The organism is Robertmurraya massiliosenegalensis JC6, assembly GCF_000311725.1.
Classification (GTDB): Bacteria; Bacillota; Bacilli; order Bacillales; family Cytobacillaceae; genus Robertmurraya; species Robertmurraya massiliosenegalensis.
In genome coordinates this window covers 61,538-78,592 of the sequence record NZ_HE978514.1, presented here as the reverse complement: position 1 = coordinate 78,592, position 17,055 = coordinate 61,538, and the positions used below count along the sequence as shown (strand labels likewise).

Genomic DNA, 17,055 nt, shown 5'->3' with positions numbered 1-17,055 from the left:
GCCCAGATGGTAACAGGAAAAATTCCTGTTATGATCGAACTCTTATTCCAACTGGCAGAAATAACGGAAGAAATTCCGCCTATTGACCCGAATCTTTCATAAATCAGCGCTTTTTCACTTCATAAGCGGAAAAACTTCCCTTATTTGCCCAGAAACACGCCCCATAAGGCAAATAGCAGGAAAACTTCCTGTTAATGTCTCATTGGAGCTCCCCCGCCCAGATGATAGCAGGAAAACTTCCTGTTAAGTTTTCTCCAAAGCCCCCTTGAAGGCAGGTAAAAGACAATCTACTGGAATTACGAATCAAGTCATATGCTCCCTTCACGAGACTCTAAAACATGTCACTTAAAAATTCACCCACCTTCTTTTGTGTTAACTTTTTTCTTTTTAAAATGTCGTAGTATCGGCATCGGTTTACTGTTCATGATAAACCACACGATAACAGGACCCAAGAAATTTAGGATAATGACTATAAAAACAAATGACAGAATGAACCAAGGTGCATTGAATATTTTTTCATAAATAAAAGTGTGATATAGATCCATACTAGGTAACTCCTGGATTATTTTCTATCTATCCTAACCATTCTAAAAGAATATGATTCAACTCATGCATAAGAACTAAAAAGAACGGAGAGAAAAGTAGTAGTGAGTAGAAGGAGTTCATCACATGCCAAAACTTCATGGGAAAAATAAAACGAACATTTCACGTTTAATAGATGAAAATATTGCGATTGTGGAAGAGCGTTTTGGAAAAAGTGTTGATTTGACAAAGCGCGAATTTGAATTTCAAGATAACAAGAAAATTAGAGCAGTCTGCTTTTTCCTCGATGGACTTGTGAATAGTAACGAGATTAATGCAGTCATTAAATCCCTTATGTATAAAGCGGAACTTATTTTAGACGAACCAGGCTCCGTTTCAATTGTTGATGCAATCAAGTCTTCTGTTCTTATAAATAAGTCGATCAAGGTTACCGATTTGATTGATCCGATGATCGATGCGATTCTTGCAGGAGATACGGTATTCTTCATTGATGGTTCAGATGCTTGTTTACTAGTCTCATCAAGAGAATGGGCATCACGTTCCGTTGAGGAGCCCCAGGTGGAGCAGGTCGTAAGAGGGCCAAGAGATGGTTTCACAGAATCAATACGAACGAATACAGCACTTGTACGAAGAAGAATTCGCGATCCGAACTTGATGTTCGAGGCTATGACAGTCGGGAAAAAGTCAAAAACAGATATTAATATCGCTTATCTTCAAGAAACGGTGAAAGAGGGGCTTGTTGAAGAGGTTAAAAAAAGAATCAGCAGGATAAAAATCGATGCCATCCTAGAAAGTAGTTATATTGAAGAATTAATTGAAGATGCTCCATTTTCTCCTTTTACTACAGTACAAAGTACTGAAAGGCCGGATAAGGTAGCCTCTTCATTGCTTGAAGGAAGAGTAGCCATTTTTGTTGATAACACGCCATTTGTATTGGTTGTTCCAACCTATTTTTGGCAATTTATGCAAGCAAGTGATGATTATTATTCTAGATTTTTGGCAGGTAGCTTTAATCGCGTCATCCGTTATGTTGCTTTTATTATTAGTTTAACCCTGCCTTCCATGTACGTGATGCTGGTGAGCTTTCATCAGGAAATGATTCCTACTTCATTGGCACTCACGATTGCATCAGGGAGGGATGTCAATCCTTTTCCTGTCTTGATTGAGGCATTGATTATGGAAATAGCCTTTGAGCTGATGCGTGAAGCAGGGGTGAGGATGCCTAAACCTGTCGGGCAAGCAGTTAGTATTGTTGGGTCACTCGTAATTGGACAAGCTGCAGTGCAGGCAGGGGTAGTGTCACCTTTTATGGTCATTATTGTAGCCTTAACAGGAATATCATCGTTTGCGATTCCAAATTATGCGGCATCATTTTCGATTCGATTAATTCGTTTCGTCCTTCTCATTGCTTCAGGAACAATGGGGTTATTAGGATTTGCGACTGCTTTTGCATTCCTTGCCATTCATGCGATGTCACTTCGTTCATTCGGGGAATCCTATTTGGCTCCAGCAACACCGTTTAAGCCATCAGACCAAAAGGACTTTATTTTCCGGGCACCATTGTGGACCATGGATGAACAACCAGATCTGGCAGAAGGTAAGGAAAATCGTCTTGCAGAGGATCAACTTCCAAAACCGAATAAGAAGGAATCTAAATCCAAGGAAAGTCGTCAAACTTTTGGAAATGGACTTGTGAAAATTAGGAGAAAAGCCAGCAAGTCACGGAGGCATGATCAGGATGAAGAGTAGGCTGGCGTTATCGATATTCATGATATGCTCGATTCTGTTAACTGGTTGCACAGGTATGGGGAAAAGAGAACTTAATGAGTTGGCGCTTGTTATGGCAGTGGGGTTGGATAAGGGAGAAAAGGAAGGGAACATCAAAATTACAGCACAAGTCGTTCGTCCTGCTGATGCAATTGGACAAACAGGTGCTCCAGCAGGAAATACAGGAGAGCCTATTTGGTCAGCGAGTGCAGAAGGGGAGACGATTTTCGAAGCAATTCGAAATCTATCTACTTTTTCTTCGAGGCGGGTTTTCTGGGCTCATAATCATGTCATTGTTATAAATGAGGATCTAGCAAAGGAAGGAATACGAGATATTATTGACTTCTTCACAAGGAATCCTGAACTTCGAATGAGAACTTGGGTGACTGTCACGCCTGAAAAGGCAAGTGAGGTTGTCTCGACTTTAACTGGACTAGAAGTCGTACCAGGTTCGGCGATTGATCGTTTATTTTGGTATAGCTCCATTGCAGCTCGTTCGCCTAGGACTGAGATTTTGGATTTACAGGCTGCTTATTTGAGTGAAAGCTCTGAACCTGTTTTAGCAAGATTAAAACTCATCAATAGAGGAATTTCAAATAAAAAACCTGGTGAAGAAGGAGCGCTTGAACAGGTGGAATTGTCTGGTGCTGGTGTATTTAAAGGGGATAAATTAGTCGGGATATTGGGGGATGAAGAGGCGCGAGGATTATTATATTTTATTGAGAATCCTGAGTCTGGTGTTGTCTCGCTTAAATGTCCAAAGGATGAGACGAAAAAAGTAAGTATTGAATTACGGAAACAAAATGTAGATGTCATTCCTAAATATAAAAATAAGCATGCGGAATTTGAGGTCAACTTACAAGCGTACGGAAGTCTTGTTGAAGCGGGCTGTGAATTTTCCATGGATGATGATAAATCAGTAGAACAGTTAGAAGAAGAATTATCAAGCTACCTTAAGGAGCAGATCATTAAAGTCGTTGATAAGGTTCAGAATGAGTATAAGTCAGATATTCTGGAGCTTGGCAAAGTTTTTAATAATCGGTACCCAATCGAATGGAAGGAAATCAGAAGCAATTGGGAACAGGAACTACAAGAGGCAAAAATAACGGTTCACGTAGAAGCGGAGATTACAGATGGAGCCCTACTTTTTAAACCAACAAAAAAACATTAGGAGTTACAAATGAAGGTTCAAATTACAAATGGAATGTTTATGGCGATCATTATTAATCTCGTATATGCAAAGGCGATCGGACTTACACAAGGTTCTATGGCGAGAGAAGTAGGGAGTGATATGTGGATTGCCACGATTTTCGCCGTTCTTCAAGGTCTATTAGTGATGACCATAGTTATCTATTTGATCAAAAAAATGCCTGATAAGGACATCATCCAGCATAGTGAGAAACTGGTTGGAAAATGGTTTTCGAAGCTGGTTGCCGCATTGGTGCTGATATTTTTTCTTTTTGCCTTTGGTGGGATACTAGCTACTTTTGTGTATCATATTAAGGATTTCTTTTTGCCAGAATCTCCACTGCTTGTTATTGTATTGGCAGCCCTTTTTATCGGTGTGTATGGCATATTTTTTGGTCTCGAGGTTATAAGTAGAATGGCCTTACTCGGGGTTTTTTCAGTACTATGCTTGAATATTTTAATCATTTTAGGTTCTGTTCAGGATTTTGATGTCCGAGAGCTGTTGCCAACGTTTCAATCAGGCTTTTTCAACACACTGTGGGCAAGCAGACATTATGATGCAGATTGGGCGTTAGCGACAATGATGGCCACAATGCTTCTCCCTTATGTTAAGAATGATAAAACATGGACAAGATCGGGGATGGCAGGAATTATTTATGGAGGTCTATTTGTTCTCATTTGGCCGATTCTTGAAGCAGGGGTGTTAACGGCTGAAGTAGCTGCCCAATATTTTGTTTCTTGTATGCAAATGGCTCGAAGTGCGCAAATCGGGGTATTCTTCCATCGCTATGAAATGATTATGATCGCCTTTTTTGCTTTATCTTCCATTACTCAAATTATGATTACGCTTCTATGTTCATCTATTGCGCTTCAAAGACTGCTAGGATTAAAGGATTATCGACCAGTTATTATTCCGACAGCTCTCATGCTAGGAGGTTTCGGTTATTGGTTTGTATTTGATCATGCACGGGCAATTGAATTATTAGAAACGTATTGGATTTGGGTTGCACTGGGCATTACGATTAGTCTCCCGATACTCATCTTACTTTTACGGAAAATATTTAAAAAGAAAGTCAAGGATATAGAGGTTAGTGAAAATACAAAGGCATGAAAAATTATTCACTTGCAATTCCGACAAGTTTGATCTAATGATCAATTTGTAATGGTGGAATTTTTGGGAGAAGGTGAATGTAGTTGGAAAAGAAGTTTGAAACCGTATTATTGCATCCAGTTAAAGTGAATGAGAAGTCAATAAAAAGTAAAGTGACTCCTATTTATCAAACTTCTGCCTTTGTATTTAAGGATTTAGAAGAGCTTGAAGGTTATTATCAAGGTGAAGGGAATTACTTATATTCTCGAACTGGGAATCCTAATCCAGATGAACTAGGTGCGGCCGTAGCTGCCATTGAAGGTGCGCCAGCAGGGATTGCGACCTCCTCAGGGTTATCAGCGATTTTGGCAGGGGTACTAGCCGTTGTAAAAAGTGGCGAGCATATCATTGCCGCAGAAGATTTATATGGTGGAAGCTTTCATCTGTTGAAAGAAGAACTTCATAATTTAGGGATTGAGACAACTTTTGTGTCTTTCACTGATCTAGCTGAGGTTGAAAAATCAATTCAAGAAAATACGAAAATGCTTTATACAGAGTCGATTACCAATCCGCTCCTAAGGGTAGAAGATTTACATGGAGTAGTGCAATTAGCGAAAAAACATCATTTATTAACCCTTATTGATAATACTTTTGCGACTCCTTTTCATTGTAACCCATATGAACTTGGAGTTGATTTAGTCGTACATAGTGCAACGAAATACATTGGGGGCCACAGTGATGTGACAGCTGGTGTGTTAGTGGGGAGAGACGAGTTAATTGCAAAAGCTCGAGCAAAGGTAGTCAATCTTGGTGCAAATGTGAGTCCATTTGAAGCATGGTTAACAAGTCGGGGACTAAAGACATTGGCTCTACGCATGAAATGTCAATCGCAAAATGCGCAACAATTAGCTGAAGCTCTCAACAGGAATCCTAATATCGAAAAAGTTTATTATCCATTCGCTGAGTCTCATACAGGCTATGGAGCCATGGTCACGATCAAACTAGGAACTCAAGTCGATACAAGTGCCTTTTTTAAATCATTATCATGGGTGAAAATTGCCCCTACTCTTGCAGGAGTTGAGACAACGGTTTCACATCCATTAACGACCTCCCACCGAGCTCTTCCGAAAGAAGTATGTGATGAGCTAGGAATTACGATGGAAGTGGTAAGAATATCAGTTGGAATTGAGCATCCAGATGATATCATACAGGTTTTCACAGAAGCGCTTGAAAAAGCACTAAAGTAGAGAGTTTTTCTTTGGTCGTCCCAATCGGGAAAGGGCAAGCCGTCTTAATGTGGAGCTACTGAAATTGGCTACGTTTTTATTTTTCGTTCGCCCTTTTGAATCGTTTGTCATACTTATCCCTCCTTTAGAGAATAGTATCACCTATATCGCTAAAGGCTAAAAATGGTTTAATGCTCCAATTTTACCATTTTGCTAAAAATAATTGACGGATCATTAGCAATTCGGGTATAGTAAAAATATAAATTAATCGTTCTCCTAAAGGGGAGTAGCTTTAACAGCAAAGTCGTCAGTTCGGAGGCATTTGTCTCTCGGCTTTGTTGGCTAACGGGCATTTTATTCCGTAGTTAGCAAGACCTTTACCAATAAAAGGGTAAGGGTCTTTTCGTTTTTTTTCAGGCCTTTACCAATATTGGTAAAGGCCTTTTCTATTTTGGTGAGGACAAGGAAGGTGTTGGGGATGTGAATTAACTGAAATTCGGTAAAACTAAAAACATAAACGAAATAGGAGGAAGTTGAAAAATATGGATATATCGATTTTATTGGAGTACGGATGGGTATTACTTTTACTTATTGCCTTAGAGGGGCTTTTAGCAGCAGATAATGCACTCGTTTTAGCGATCATGGTGAAGCATCTCCCGGAGGAAGAAAGAAGAAAGGCTCTATTCTATGGATTAGCAGGTGCTTTTGTTTTCCGCTTTGTTTCTTTATTTGTTATTTCATTTCTCGTCGACGTTTGGCAAGTTCAAGCGCTCGGAGCCGTCTACTTACTGTTTATTGCCATTAATCATATCGTCCGAAAACTGATAATGAAAAAGGTTGACGACGAGGTTGTGGAAGAAAAGCCGAAGAAAAAATCTGGATTTTGGTTAACCGTCTTTAAAGTGGAGCTTGCAGATATTGCCTTTGCAGTGGATTCCATTTTAGCGGCTGTTGCATTAGCAATGACACTTCCAAATACGAATCTTCCCAATATTGGTGGAATGGACGGTGGGAAATTTCTCGTCATTTTCGCCGGAGGTCTAATCGGTGTCATCATCATGAGATATGCGGCAAATATGTTTGTGAAGCTGCTCCATGCAAGACCTGGATTAGAATTAGCAGCGTTTGCGATCGTCGGCTGGGTTGGAGTAAAGCTCGTCGTCTTAACATTATCACATCCAGATATTGCTATCATTTCCTATGAGTTTGCCCACTCTACACTATGGAAGCTCATTTTCTATACAGTCTTAATTGGAATTGCTGCAGCAGGTTGGTTTTTATCAAAGGATAAAGAGAGTGTAGAAAACGAAACACCGACCGCATGAAACGAAGAAAGTGAGTCCTAGATAGGTGAAACATAATAACCCCATGAAGGTCAGGGTATAGTATAAAAAGAGTATCAATTTTTTAGGCTATTTTGGTAGGTGACTTTCTTGGGTGTTGAAATCATAATTCTAGCTATACTTATTGTCTTAAATGCATTCTTTGCAGGTTCTGAGATGGCGTTAGTCTCCTTAAGTGATAGCCGTATCAAACAATTGGCTGAAGATGGCGATAAAAAAGCAAAATTGGTTCAGAAACTTTTATCTGAACCAAGTCATTTTCTTGCAACGATTCAAATCGGGATCACATTATCAGGGTTAATGGCTAGCGCCTTTGCCTCGAGAAATTTTGTCGGAATGATGTCTCGTTCTCTAGATAAATATGTGCAACTGCCAGTGGAAATGCAACTGCTTGAAGTGATTGCCACGATCATCATTACCTTGATTTTATCTTATTTCACACTTGTCCTAGGAGAGCTCGTCCCGAAAAGACTGGCAGTTACGAAAGCTGAACAAATCTCTCTTTTAGCGGCAAGGCCATTGACCATTCTTTCGAAAATTACTTCCCCATTTGTGCGCTTGCTGACCTTTTCGACTCATTTAATTGTGCGGCTTTTCGGCGTCGATCCAAATGCAGAAGGTGAAGAGGTCACAGAAGAAGAAATTCGTATGATGGTCGATGTAGGTCAAGAAAGAGGAACGATTCAGGCAACAGAAAAGGAAATGATCAATAATATTTTTGAATTCGATAACAAAACGGTTTCAGATATTATGACCCATCGTACGAATATTGTAGCCATCCCAAATGATTTAAGTTTTCAAGAGGCTGTTCACGTAGCAAATGTTGAAAAATATACGAGAATTCCTGTATATGAGGAAAATATTGATCATATTGTTGGGACTCTCCATGTGAAGGATCTTTTTTCATTTATTGAAAATGGCGATCAGAACGACTTTAATTTAAACGAACTCATCCGAGAGCCTTTTTATGTTCTTGAATCAGTGGGGATCGACCATTTATTTAAGGATATGCAAAAAAACAAAGTTCATATGGCCATTGCGATAGATGAATATGGTGGTACGGATGGAATCGTGACGATGGAGGATATTTTAGAAGAGATCGTCGGTAATATTTTTGATGAGTATGATGAACCGGAATTGGATCAAGAGGAAATCGAAAAAATCAATGAGACCGACTATATAATGATGGGAACTACTGATTTGGATGATGTAGAAGATATTTTAAAAGTGGACTTCCCAACCGAAGATTATGATACACTAAGTGGATTTATTATTGGGCAACTCGGCTATATTCCTGATCCAGAAGAGAAACCGATCATCGAGTATGAGCATTACCGATTTGTTGTAGAAGAAATCAATGAAAGACGTATTATAAAGGTGAAAGTAAGCGAAATGAACGAGGAAGAGCAGGAATAAGTATAAAATTCCTGCTTTTTCCATTTTGTTAATTGACCACTGGTTAAAAATATTTTAAACTAAATGTAGTCAATAAAAAATCAAGGAGGGTACTATGACACCAAGAAAGACTGTCCAACAAGAACTCACAAGAGATATGATTATGAATGCAGCAAGAGACCTTTTTGCAGACAAAGGATATGAGCATGTATCGATGCGACAAATTGCCAAGGAATTAGGGTACAGTCACGGTGCACTTTATTATCATTTTAAAAATAAGGCAGAGCTATTTTATGCACTAGTAGAAAGTCATTTTACTATGTTAAATAAAGTGTTAGAGAATATTATGGAGAAAGATTTAGAACCTCATGAGAAGTTGAAGCAAATATTTATTGGTTATATTGAGTTCGGTCTAACCTATCAAAGTCATTATGAAATTATGTTCCTGATAAAAGATCAAGAAGTAAGAAATTTTATCAATCAGGAACCGAATCGCACCTATGAAAGTTTCGCAAAAAGTGTCTATTCGTTATGCGGAAAGAATGTAAAAATACAAGATGTATGGTCGATTTTTCTTTCATTGCATGGATTCGTAACACATTATTGCAGACATGTCGTTGGATTTGAAGAAGTCAAGGATTTGGCAGAAGCACATGCGAATTTTCTGATAAAAGCGATTCAGTAATTTTTTTTACGTATTATTGACCAATGGTCAAAAAAAGGAGGAATATACATGGAAAGAGTACTTGTATTAGGGGCATCTGGGGGAATGGGATATTCAATTGTACGTGAGTTATTAGATAGGGGGATTCAAGTTAAGGCATTTGCACGAACGAAAGAGAAGTTAGAAAAATTGTATGGAAAGGATCAGAATGTGACGATCATTACAGGAGATATCTTTCAAGTGGAAGACCTCAAACGAGCAGCAGATGATGTGGATGTCATCTTTCAATCGGCGAATATTCCATATCCGGAATGGGAAGAAAAATTAGAGTTATTTATGAGAAATATTTTAATTGCTGCAAGGGAAAATGGGGCAAAGCTTGCAGTGGTTGATAATATTTATGCCTACGGTCGAAGTGGAGGCAAAATGGTAACAGAAGAATTCCCAAAGAATCCCCATACGAAAAAGGGACGTATTCGCTTAAATGTGGAAAACGTCATAAAGCAGTCGAGTGTAGATGCGCTCATTGCACATTTCCCAGATTTTTATGGTCCTAATGCAGAAAGTACATTGCTCCACTATACCATTGATAATATCGTTAAAGGAAAAAGAGCTGGCTTTGTTGGCAATCAAGAAATCAAGCGAGAGTTTATCTTTACACCTGATGGGGCAAAGGCGATCGTTAATTTGGCACTTGATGAGAGGAGCTACGGGCAAAACTGGAATATACCAGCTTACGGTACGGTAAGTGGTAAAGAACTTATCGAAATGATAAGAGAGATAACGGGCTATAATAAAGGAGTTTCAACGATTTCAAAAAACATGATTCGATTTTTAGGGCTTTTTAATCCGATGATGCGAGAAGCTGTGGAAATGTTCTATTTAAATGAGGAACCGGTCGTACTCGATGGCTCAAAGTATGAGAAAGTGTTTGGCGAGATTCCACGTACGTCCTATCAAGAAGGCTTGCGGCAGACGATTGAGTATATGAAAAAGGAGTAGAACCTACTCCTTTTTGCCTCTTATTTAATTGCTGGAATTTATAGTTCTAAAATCATGATGTTTAAGTATTCTTCCGATGATGCTTTTAACAAGCATCGAAGTGAATGAATTTTGTCATTCCAATTTTAAACGTATATAGTCTACTAAAAGAATTAATATTTGGTATTATTGATTATAAGCATATCCTTCTCGTAATAGGTAGTAATGTTGTATGTATAATTGTCTTTTTCATTATTGGACGAATTCTATTTTTAAAAGATAAATGGGTGATGAATTAATGACCTTGTATCATTATGTGGGGGCGGATAAACCGCTCCCTTTAGGGAATTATGGAGAAACATATACGTTAAAAAAGATGAGAGATATTCCAAAACCAAAAAATAAAAATGACTTGCGAAATATTTTAGACCTTTCAGACCTTGAAGACGAGTGGGTTAAAGTATATGAAACGGAAGTGGATTTTGCCTTTGTGACGGTTAGCGAGCTAGATGACCCAACTTTAAAAGAAAAATTGCCGATCAATAAACGTTATATTTATGAATTGGGTGGGTCTTTTCAATTAACTGGAGAGGATTATTTTCAAAATCGAATTCAATATCAATGCAATGAAAAGTGTTTTAAGGAATTGTTTGCTTATTTGAAGGAACAGTTAGTTGTTGGGGAAACGATTGAAGTGTATTCTTGTTGGGATTCAGAAGAAAATCAGCCGAGGGATAGTACGTTAGACACACAAATTGATGTTAGTAAGTACAAAATTGCCTACCCACTTAGCTTTGAAGATAAGCAGCTGATTACATTGTTTAAGACGTAATCAGCTGCTTTTTGATTGTCTAGGAATTCCCTCGACTTGTGGCTAAGTGTTCGTATAAGCGCTAGGAGTATCGGTATGAAAAAATAACAGGAAAAATTCCGCTTAATGAGCAAGCATTATGAAAAAGAGCCGAAATAACAGGAAAATTTCCTGCTATTCCCTCAAAAAATGCCAAAATAAACGATTTTGCTCTCCATAAGCGGAAAATCTTCCGTTAATTTCCCTAAAATGGACTCCATTGAGGAGATAACAGGAAAAATTCCGCTTAAGGGTGAGAGATGTTTGGAACGAAGATTGAGAGAAACCGGAAGCTTCTTACATTTTGTAGGAGCTTTGGACCCGAGCCTATCGATGACTTTTATAAAGAATGGCAAGAAGTGCAAGCATGACTGCGTCTAGGCGGGCTTGAAAAGCAAAGGTTAGGATTCCTTGATGAAGCAATGGGATTTTGGTAAGAATGAGAGCGGCAATCATAATCAGTATTAATGGGATAGAAGCGGTACGAACATGCCTATTTGCTAAAATAAGTAGTCCGCAAATGATCTCAGTTAAAGCGAGAATATACATAAAGTAAAGCGGAAATGGTAATCCAAGCTCAATAAATGTGTGGCTCATTTCTGTGTTTACGAGCTTCATAAGACCGGAGATGGTAAACACATATCCGACCGAATAGCGAACGAGATTCATCATATTCATCATATCCCTCCTCCTCTTCACTATATGATGGAGAAGGACAAGTCATGAGGGATATTTTATCGTTTAAAAAAGCGACCTAAAAAATAGGTCGCTTTTTAGTTAATTATCTAATTTCATCCAGAAGGAGTAATTGATAATCGATGGTTTAATATTGGGTGCATTTTTGATAGATTTAATGTTTTGTATAAAATGATTAAAATATTTTATATCTTTTAATGTCTCCATATAGCTGACTTCTTCAAATTGTTTGGAATGGTGATGTTTAATATAACCACAACATACTTTTTCATCAATAAATTCGATATACATGATTTTAGTGTGGTTAAACACATAAGAAAAGATTCGATTCAGAGAATTTTTCATTTCATCATTCATCATTGATTTTGAGTCCAAATTAAATTGGGCACGAAGCAAATCATATCGTGTCGATTGGTTCAATACTTTCAAGTTACATTCCCCTTTTTAACTAGAATTTTAAGTTATGTGCAAAGCGGCCCGTAATCAAGGAAGCAAATGATGTTCAACATAAAAAAATCCCTCATATAAGCATGAGGATCATCTAAATTATAATCCCACATGTGCATGAGGGGGCATTTTAGTTATGATCCTATACGTACACGAGGGATCATAATTATTATGTCTTCTTTCATGCAACTGGCTGGCATGGTATGTGATATACTTTAGCCCCTATAGCTTTGCGTCCCCATTTTTCAATGGCTTTGCCAAATTAACCTTTATGGAATCAATTTCTTAGGCAATAGGTCAATGTGAGTAACAATGATTATCTGCCTAGTGAAATAGAATCATTTATTTGATTATTATAACCTATAAAAATATATATTTCGACATTTTTTGACTGATTTTGGGGGTAATTTGAATATTTTTTTAAACCTGAGAGATTTTTATCGAAAAAAATAGGTCCAAAGTGGTGGTTTTTCCACTTCGGACCTATTAGTGTTATTTAGGGTGCATTTTAAATTGCAAAAATAAATCATTATACAGGGCTAGATTTTTCTTTCCGAGGTTTTCATAGACCTCGAGCTTTTCAGTTAATTCAGGTGATGGATAGAAGCGTTCGTCTTCAACCATTTCTTCAGGCATATACTGAAGCGCCTCTTTATTTGGAGTAGAGTAGCTAACCCACTCGGTATTTTGGGCAGCGATCTCTGCATCAAGCATGAAATTGATGAATGCATGTGCCCCCTCTATATTTTTGGCTGTTTTAGGAATGACCATATTATCAAACCAAAGATTCGAACCTTCTGAAGGAACGACGTAGTCGAGGCTTTCATTTTCCCACATCATATCAGCTGCATCGCCAGACCAAACAAGTCCAATTGATGCTTCTTCATTGGCAATAAGCATTTTGATTTCATCTCCAACGATTGCTTTGATGTTTGTAGTTAGCGTATCAAGTTTTGCTTTTGCTTCCTCTAAATGGTCGATATTTGTATCATTTAAGGAATAGCCCAAGCTGTTTAAACCCATCCCAATAATTTCACGAGCCCCATCAATTAATAATATTTCGTTTTCAAAGGCTGGATTCCATAGATCATTCCAGCTCGTAATCTCCATATCACCGAGCATTTCGCGATTGAAAACGATCCCTACTGTTCCCCAAAAGTAAGGAACAGAATATTTATTGTCTGGATCAAAGGGTAAGTCCATGAAACGTTCATCGATATTTTTAAGATTTGGAAGCTTGGAATGATTTAAAGGCAGCAACAAGTCTTCCTCTTGCATTTTGGCAATCATATATTCGGATGGTACGGCAATATCATAGGTTGTGCCGCCTTGTTGAATTTTCGTTAACATCGCTTCATTTGAATCAAAGGTTTCATAAATGATTTTGATCCCCGTCTCTTCTTCAAAACGGTCAATGAGTTCATCGTCAATATAATCGCCCCAATTATAAACGGTTAATGTATTCCCACTGGAGAATCCCTCAGCAGAATTCAAGCGATTAATCGCAAGTAACAGTAGCAAGGATGCGATAATAACTGTGATAAAGACACGGATTAGTTTATTCATTTCCGAATCCCTCCAACCTGAGCCTTGTTACGTTGTGTAATAAAGTAATAAATCACAACAAGGAGAATCGTGAACAAGAATAGCAATGTGGAGAGAGCGTTGATGTTTAATGAGATCCCTCTACGTGCTAAAGAATAGATTTCGACAGAAAGGGTTGAGAATCCATTTCCTGTTACGAAAAAGGTAACAGCGAAATCGTCGAGTGAATATGTTAATGCCATGAAAAAGCCAGCAAAGATTCCTGGTGTTATGAACGGTAAAATGACTTTCGTTAAGACGTTAAAGCTACTTGCTCCTAAATCGCGAGCCGCATCAATTAAGGTAGGGCTCATTTCCATAAGCTTTGGCAGTACCATTAACACGACAATGGGGATGCTAAAGGCGATATGGGAAAGCAACACCGAATAAAATCCGAGCTTAATTCCGACCATTGTAAATAAAATGAGGAATGAAGCACCGATGATCACATCTGGGCTTACAATTAGGACATTATTTAATGAAAGAATCGTATTTTTTGCTCTCCGTTTTTTCACTTGATAAATGCTAAGTGCACCTAATACACCAATAATCGTCGAGATTAGAGCGGATAAAAGGGCAATTACCAATGTGTTTAAAACAATAATTAAAAGTCTTGTATCCTGGAATAATTCTCGATACCAATCTAATGTAAATCCTTCAAAGTTATACATTGTTCCACCGCTGTTAAAGGAGTAGAACACTAGGAAGAAAATCGGTGCATAAAGAATGAAAAAGATCAGAAGTAAAAATAGTTTTGCTAAAGGGGATATTTTTCTTTCCAATTTATATACCCCGCTTTCTAGTTCCTGTCATCGTCATAAAGAGGAACATAATAATAATCAAGAATACGGCAATCGTTGAACCCATTCCCCAATCCTGTGTTACTAGGAAATGCTGCTCAATCGCTGTACCTAGTGTAATGACACGGTTTCCGGCAATTAAACGAGTTAACATGAATAGAGATAATGCAGGAATAAAGACAACTTGACAGCCAGCTTTTACCCCATCAAGTGTTAATGGAAAAATCACCCGTCGGAATGTCGTCCACTTTGATGCACCTAAGTCGTTCGCTGCATCAAGCAAGGTTGGATTTAATTCGTTTAAGGCATTAAAGATCGGTAAGATCATAAAAGGGATAAAAATATAGACCGATACAAAAATAAAGCTGAAATCGGTAAAAAGAATTTGCTGTGAGCCAATTCCAATCACTTCTAAGAAGCTATTTGTTATACCGTAAGTACCAAAAATCCCAAGAAATGCGTACGCCTTTAAAAGTAAATTAATCCAAGAAGGAACAATAATCAATAAGAGCCATAAGTGCTTATGCTTTGTTTTCGTTAACAAGTAGGCAGTTGGATAAGCAACTAATAACGAAAAGAGTGTAATTAAAAAGGCATACCAAAAGGAGCTCAAGGTCATTTTTAAATACACGGGTGTGAAAAAGTTCTGGTAGTTAATAAGCGAAAGATTGCCTTCAACATCGAAGAAGGAATAATAAAGGACAAGAATAATCGGTGCAATGACGAACAAAGCAATCCACAACGCATAAGGGACCATGTATAGATTGCGGGTAAGCTTATTCTCCATGGTCTTCTTCTCCATCAGTATAAGCTTCTAAACGTTTGTCAAATTCCTCTTCTGTTTCTCCTAAACGCATAACGTGAATAGCTTCAGGGTCGAAATAAAGACCAATCTCATCTCCCACATTCGCTGTCTTTGTAGAATGGACGAGCCACTCATTACCATCCCTATCATAGCAGCTGATCTCATAATGAACACCACGGAATAATTGTGAATCGACACGCACCTGTAGTTTTCCTTTTTCGAGTGTTGTAATTTCTAAATCCTCTGGACGGATAACAATTTCCACCGTTTCATTTTTATCCAAACCTTGGTCCACACATTCGAACTGCTTTCCAACAAATTCAACAAGGTAGTCTTCAAGCATACGGCCTTTCAAAATATTAGACTCTCCAATAAAGTCAGCTACAAATCGATTGATTGGTTCATCGTAAATATCCTTTGGTGTCCCACTTTGCTGAATTTTCCCTTCGTTAATAACGAAAATTTCATCTGACATGGCAAGTGCTTCTTCTTGATCATGGGTGACGAAAATAAAAGTAATCCCTAGACGTTGTTGAAGCTCACGAAGCTCGTATTGCATTTCGTAACGAAGCTTCAAGTCTAATGCGGAAAGGGGTTCGTCCAATAGAATGACCTCTGGCTCATTGACAATCGCTCTGGCAATAGCGACACGTTGTCTTTGACCACCAGACATCTCTCTAATTTCACGATTTTCATAGCCTTTTAGGTTGACGAAGCTAAGGGCTTCCTTAACTTTCTGATCTATTTCAATTTGATTCATTTTCTTAATCCGTAATCCAAATGCGACATTTTCGTACACATTTAGATGAGGGAATAGAGCATAATCTTGAAAAACGGTATTGACCTGTCTTTTATTTGCAGGAACATTGTTAATCTTTTTCCCGTTAAAGAAAATCTCACCATTTGAGGCTTCCGTAAATCCTGCGATTAAACGCAAAATCGTCGTTTTTCCACAACCTGAAGGACCAAGTAGTGTATAGAACTTCCCCCGCTCGATCTCAAAACTTACATCATTAAGGACAGGTGGATCGTTATCATATTGTTTTGTTACATGTTGAAATTGAATAATTGTTTCGTTTTTCAAAACATAGCAACCTCCCTCTTACAAAAATTAGTGAAACCTATGATACGATTGATTTTGTGATTGTTAAGAAACCAATTCGGAATAATTATACATGAAATGCGACCATATGCCATATTTTTCGAGAAAAATATTAAAACCTTTTTGATTTTCGACAGTCTAATAGATAGAGAGTAGGGGGGAAGGGATTTGGCAACGAATGAAGAGCTTGTGCAAAAAGCGATATCTGGGAATGAGGAAGCATTCTTAGAGCTTATGAAAATACACAAGATTGACTTATACAAAACGGCACTTTCCTATTTGAGAAACGAAGGAGAAGCGCTTGAAGCTGTCCAGGAAGTGACCTTCCGTGCCTATAAAAGCATGAGAAAGATAAAGGAGCCTGCTTATTTTAAGACATGGCTCATTCGAATAATGATCAATTATTGTCACGATCAGCTTAAGAAAAAGAAACGAGAAGTGTTGAATGAGGAGTATTTAATGGCACAAGGAGTGACAGACTCGCATGACTCACTTGAAGTTGAGGATGTGTTACAAAGTTTAGATACTCGTTCGCGGGAACTGATTACACTCAAGTACGTAAATGGATTGAAAA

The 17,055-nt window shown here is 38.1% G+C and carries 16 protein-coding genes and 1 riboswitch; of the genes, 10 read left to right on the top strand and 6 right to left on the bottom strand.

Features of this window, described 5'->3' with window-relative positions; all coding sequences use genetic code 11:
* Positions 1 to 669 precede the first annotated feature (669 nt).
* From BMSHG_RS13805 to BMSHG_RS13760, 9 genes are all read left to right on the top strand, one after another.
* A complete protein-coding gene (locus BMSHG_RS13805; protein WP_019155038.1) occupies positions 670 to 2,292 on the top strand; it encodes a spore germination protein in 1,623 nt (540 codons plus the stop codon).
* On the top strand, positions 2,282 to 3,481 hold the full coding sequence (locus BMSHG_RS13800) for a Ger(x)C family spore germination protein (protein WP_034658877.1): 1,200 nt from the start codon (positions 2,282 to 2,284) through the stop codon (positions 3,479 to 3,481). Before BMSHG_RS13805 ends, BMSHG_RS13800 begins: the two co-directional genes overlap by 11 nt.
* Before the next feature lie 9 nt (positions 3,482 to 3,490).
* Complete coding sequence (locus tag BMSHG_RS13795) at positions 3,491 to 4,609, top strand: GerAB/ArcD/ProY family transporter (RefSeq protein WP_019155036.1); 1,119 nt, start codon at positions 3,491 to 3,493, stop codon at positions 4,607 to 4,609.
* Between the two features lie 83 nt (positions 4,610 to 4,692).
* Entirely contained in the window at positions 4,693 to 5,835 is a 1,143-nt protein-coding gene (locus BMSHG_RS13790; protein WP_019155035.1) for a trans-sulfuration enzyme family protein, read from the top strand.
* 521 nt (positions 5,836 to 6,356) lie between these two features.
* Positions 6,357 to 7,139, top strand: coding sequence for a TerC family protein (locus tag BMSHG_RS13780; RefSeq protein ID WP_019155033.1), 783 nt, complete (start codon positions 6,357 to 6,359; stop codon positions 7,137 to 7,139).
* A gap of 108 nt (positions 7,140 to 7,247) precedes the next feature.
* Positions 7,248 to 8,573, top strand: coding sequence for a hemolysin family protein (locus BMSHG_RS13775; RefSeq protein WP_019155032.1), 1,326 nt, complete (start codon positions 7,248 to 7,250; stop codon positions 8,571 to 8,573).
* A gap of 94 nt (positions 8,574 to 8,667) precedes the next feature.
* Positions 8,668 to 9,237, top strand: a complete 570-nt coding sequence (locus tag BMSHG_RS13770; protein ID WP_019155031.1) for a TetR/AcrR family transcriptional regulator — start codon at positions 8,668 to 8,670, stop codon at positions 9,235 to 9,237.
* Between the two features lie 48 nt (positions 9,238 to 9,285).
* A complete protein-coding gene (locus tag BMSHG_RS13765) occupies positions 9,286 to 10,218 on the top strand; it encodes an SDR family NAD(P)-dependent oxidoreductase (protein ID WP_019155030.1) in 933 nt (310 codons plus the stop codon).
* Positions 10,219 to 10,495: 277 nt separating this feature from the next.
* Complete coding sequence (locus BMSHG_RS13760; RefSeq protein ID WP_019155029.1) at positions 10,496 to 11,029, top strand: hypothetical protein; 534 nt, start codon at positions 10,496 to 10,498, stop codon at positions 11,027 to 11,029.
* A gap of 345 nt (positions 11,030 to 11,374) precedes the next feature.
* Here the strand turns inward: BMSHG_RS13760 and BMSHG_RS13755 are convergent, their stop codons facing one another.
* The 6 genes from BMSHG_RS13755 to BMSHG_RS13730 all read right to left on the bottom strand — a co-directional run bounded on the left by BMSHG_RS13755 (position 11,375) and on the right by BMSHG_RS13730 (position 16,463).
* Entirely contained in the window at positions 11,375 to 11,728 is a 354-nt protein-coding gene (locus BMSHG_RS13755) for a DoxX family protein (RefSeq protein WP_019155028.1), read from the bottom strand.
* A gap of 96 nt (positions 11,729 to 11,824) precedes the next feature.
* Positions 11,825 to 12,172, bottom strand: coding sequence for a hypothetical protein (locus tag BMSHG_RS13750; RefSeq protein ID WP_019155027.1), 348 nt, complete (start codon positions 12,170 to 12,172; stop codon positions 11,825 to 11,827).
* A gap of 199 nt (positions 12,173 to 12,371) precedes the next feature.
* A riboswitch (cyclic di-GMP riboswitch) is annotated at positions 12,372 to 12,459 on the bottom strand.
* 223 nt (positions 12,460 to 12,682) lie between these two features.
* Positions 12,683 to 13,756, bottom strand: coding sequence for an ABC transporter substrate-binding protein (locus BMSHG_RS13745; RefSeq protein ID WP_019155026.1), 1,074 nt, complete (start codon positions 13,754 to 13,756; stop codon positions 12,683 to 12,685).
* Entirely contained in the window at positions 13,753 to 14,556 is an 804-nt protein-coding gene (locus tag BMSHG_RS13740) for an ABC transporter permease (protein ID WP_019155025.1), read from the bottom strand. Before BMSHG_RS13740 ends, BMSHG_RS13745 begins: the two co-directional genes overlap by 4 nt.
* 1 nt (position 14,557) lies before the next feature.
* Positions 14,558 to 15,361 (bottom strand): ABC transporter permease, encoded by an 804-nt coding sequence (locus BMSHG_RS13735; RefSeq protein WP_019155024.1) that lies wholly within the window; start codon positions 15,359 to 15,361, stop codon positions 14,558 to 14,560.
* Positions 15,351 to 16,463, bottom strand: coding sequence for an ABC transporter ATP-binding protein (locus BMSHG_RS13730; protein WP_019155023.1), 1,113 nt, complete (start codon positions 16,461 to 16,463; stop codon positions 15,351 to 15,353). Before BMSHG_RS13730 ends, BMSHG_RS13735 begins: the two co-directional genes overlap by 11 nt.
* A gap of 186 nt (positions 16,464 to 16,649) precedes the next feature.
* Here BMSHG_RS13730 and BMSHG_RS26195 point away from each other — a divergent pair.
* A partial coding sequence (locus BMSHG_RS26195; RefSeq protein WP_019155022.1) for a sigma-70 family RNA polymerase sigma factor occupies positions 16,650 to 17,055 on the top strand: 406 nt, incomplete at its 3' end.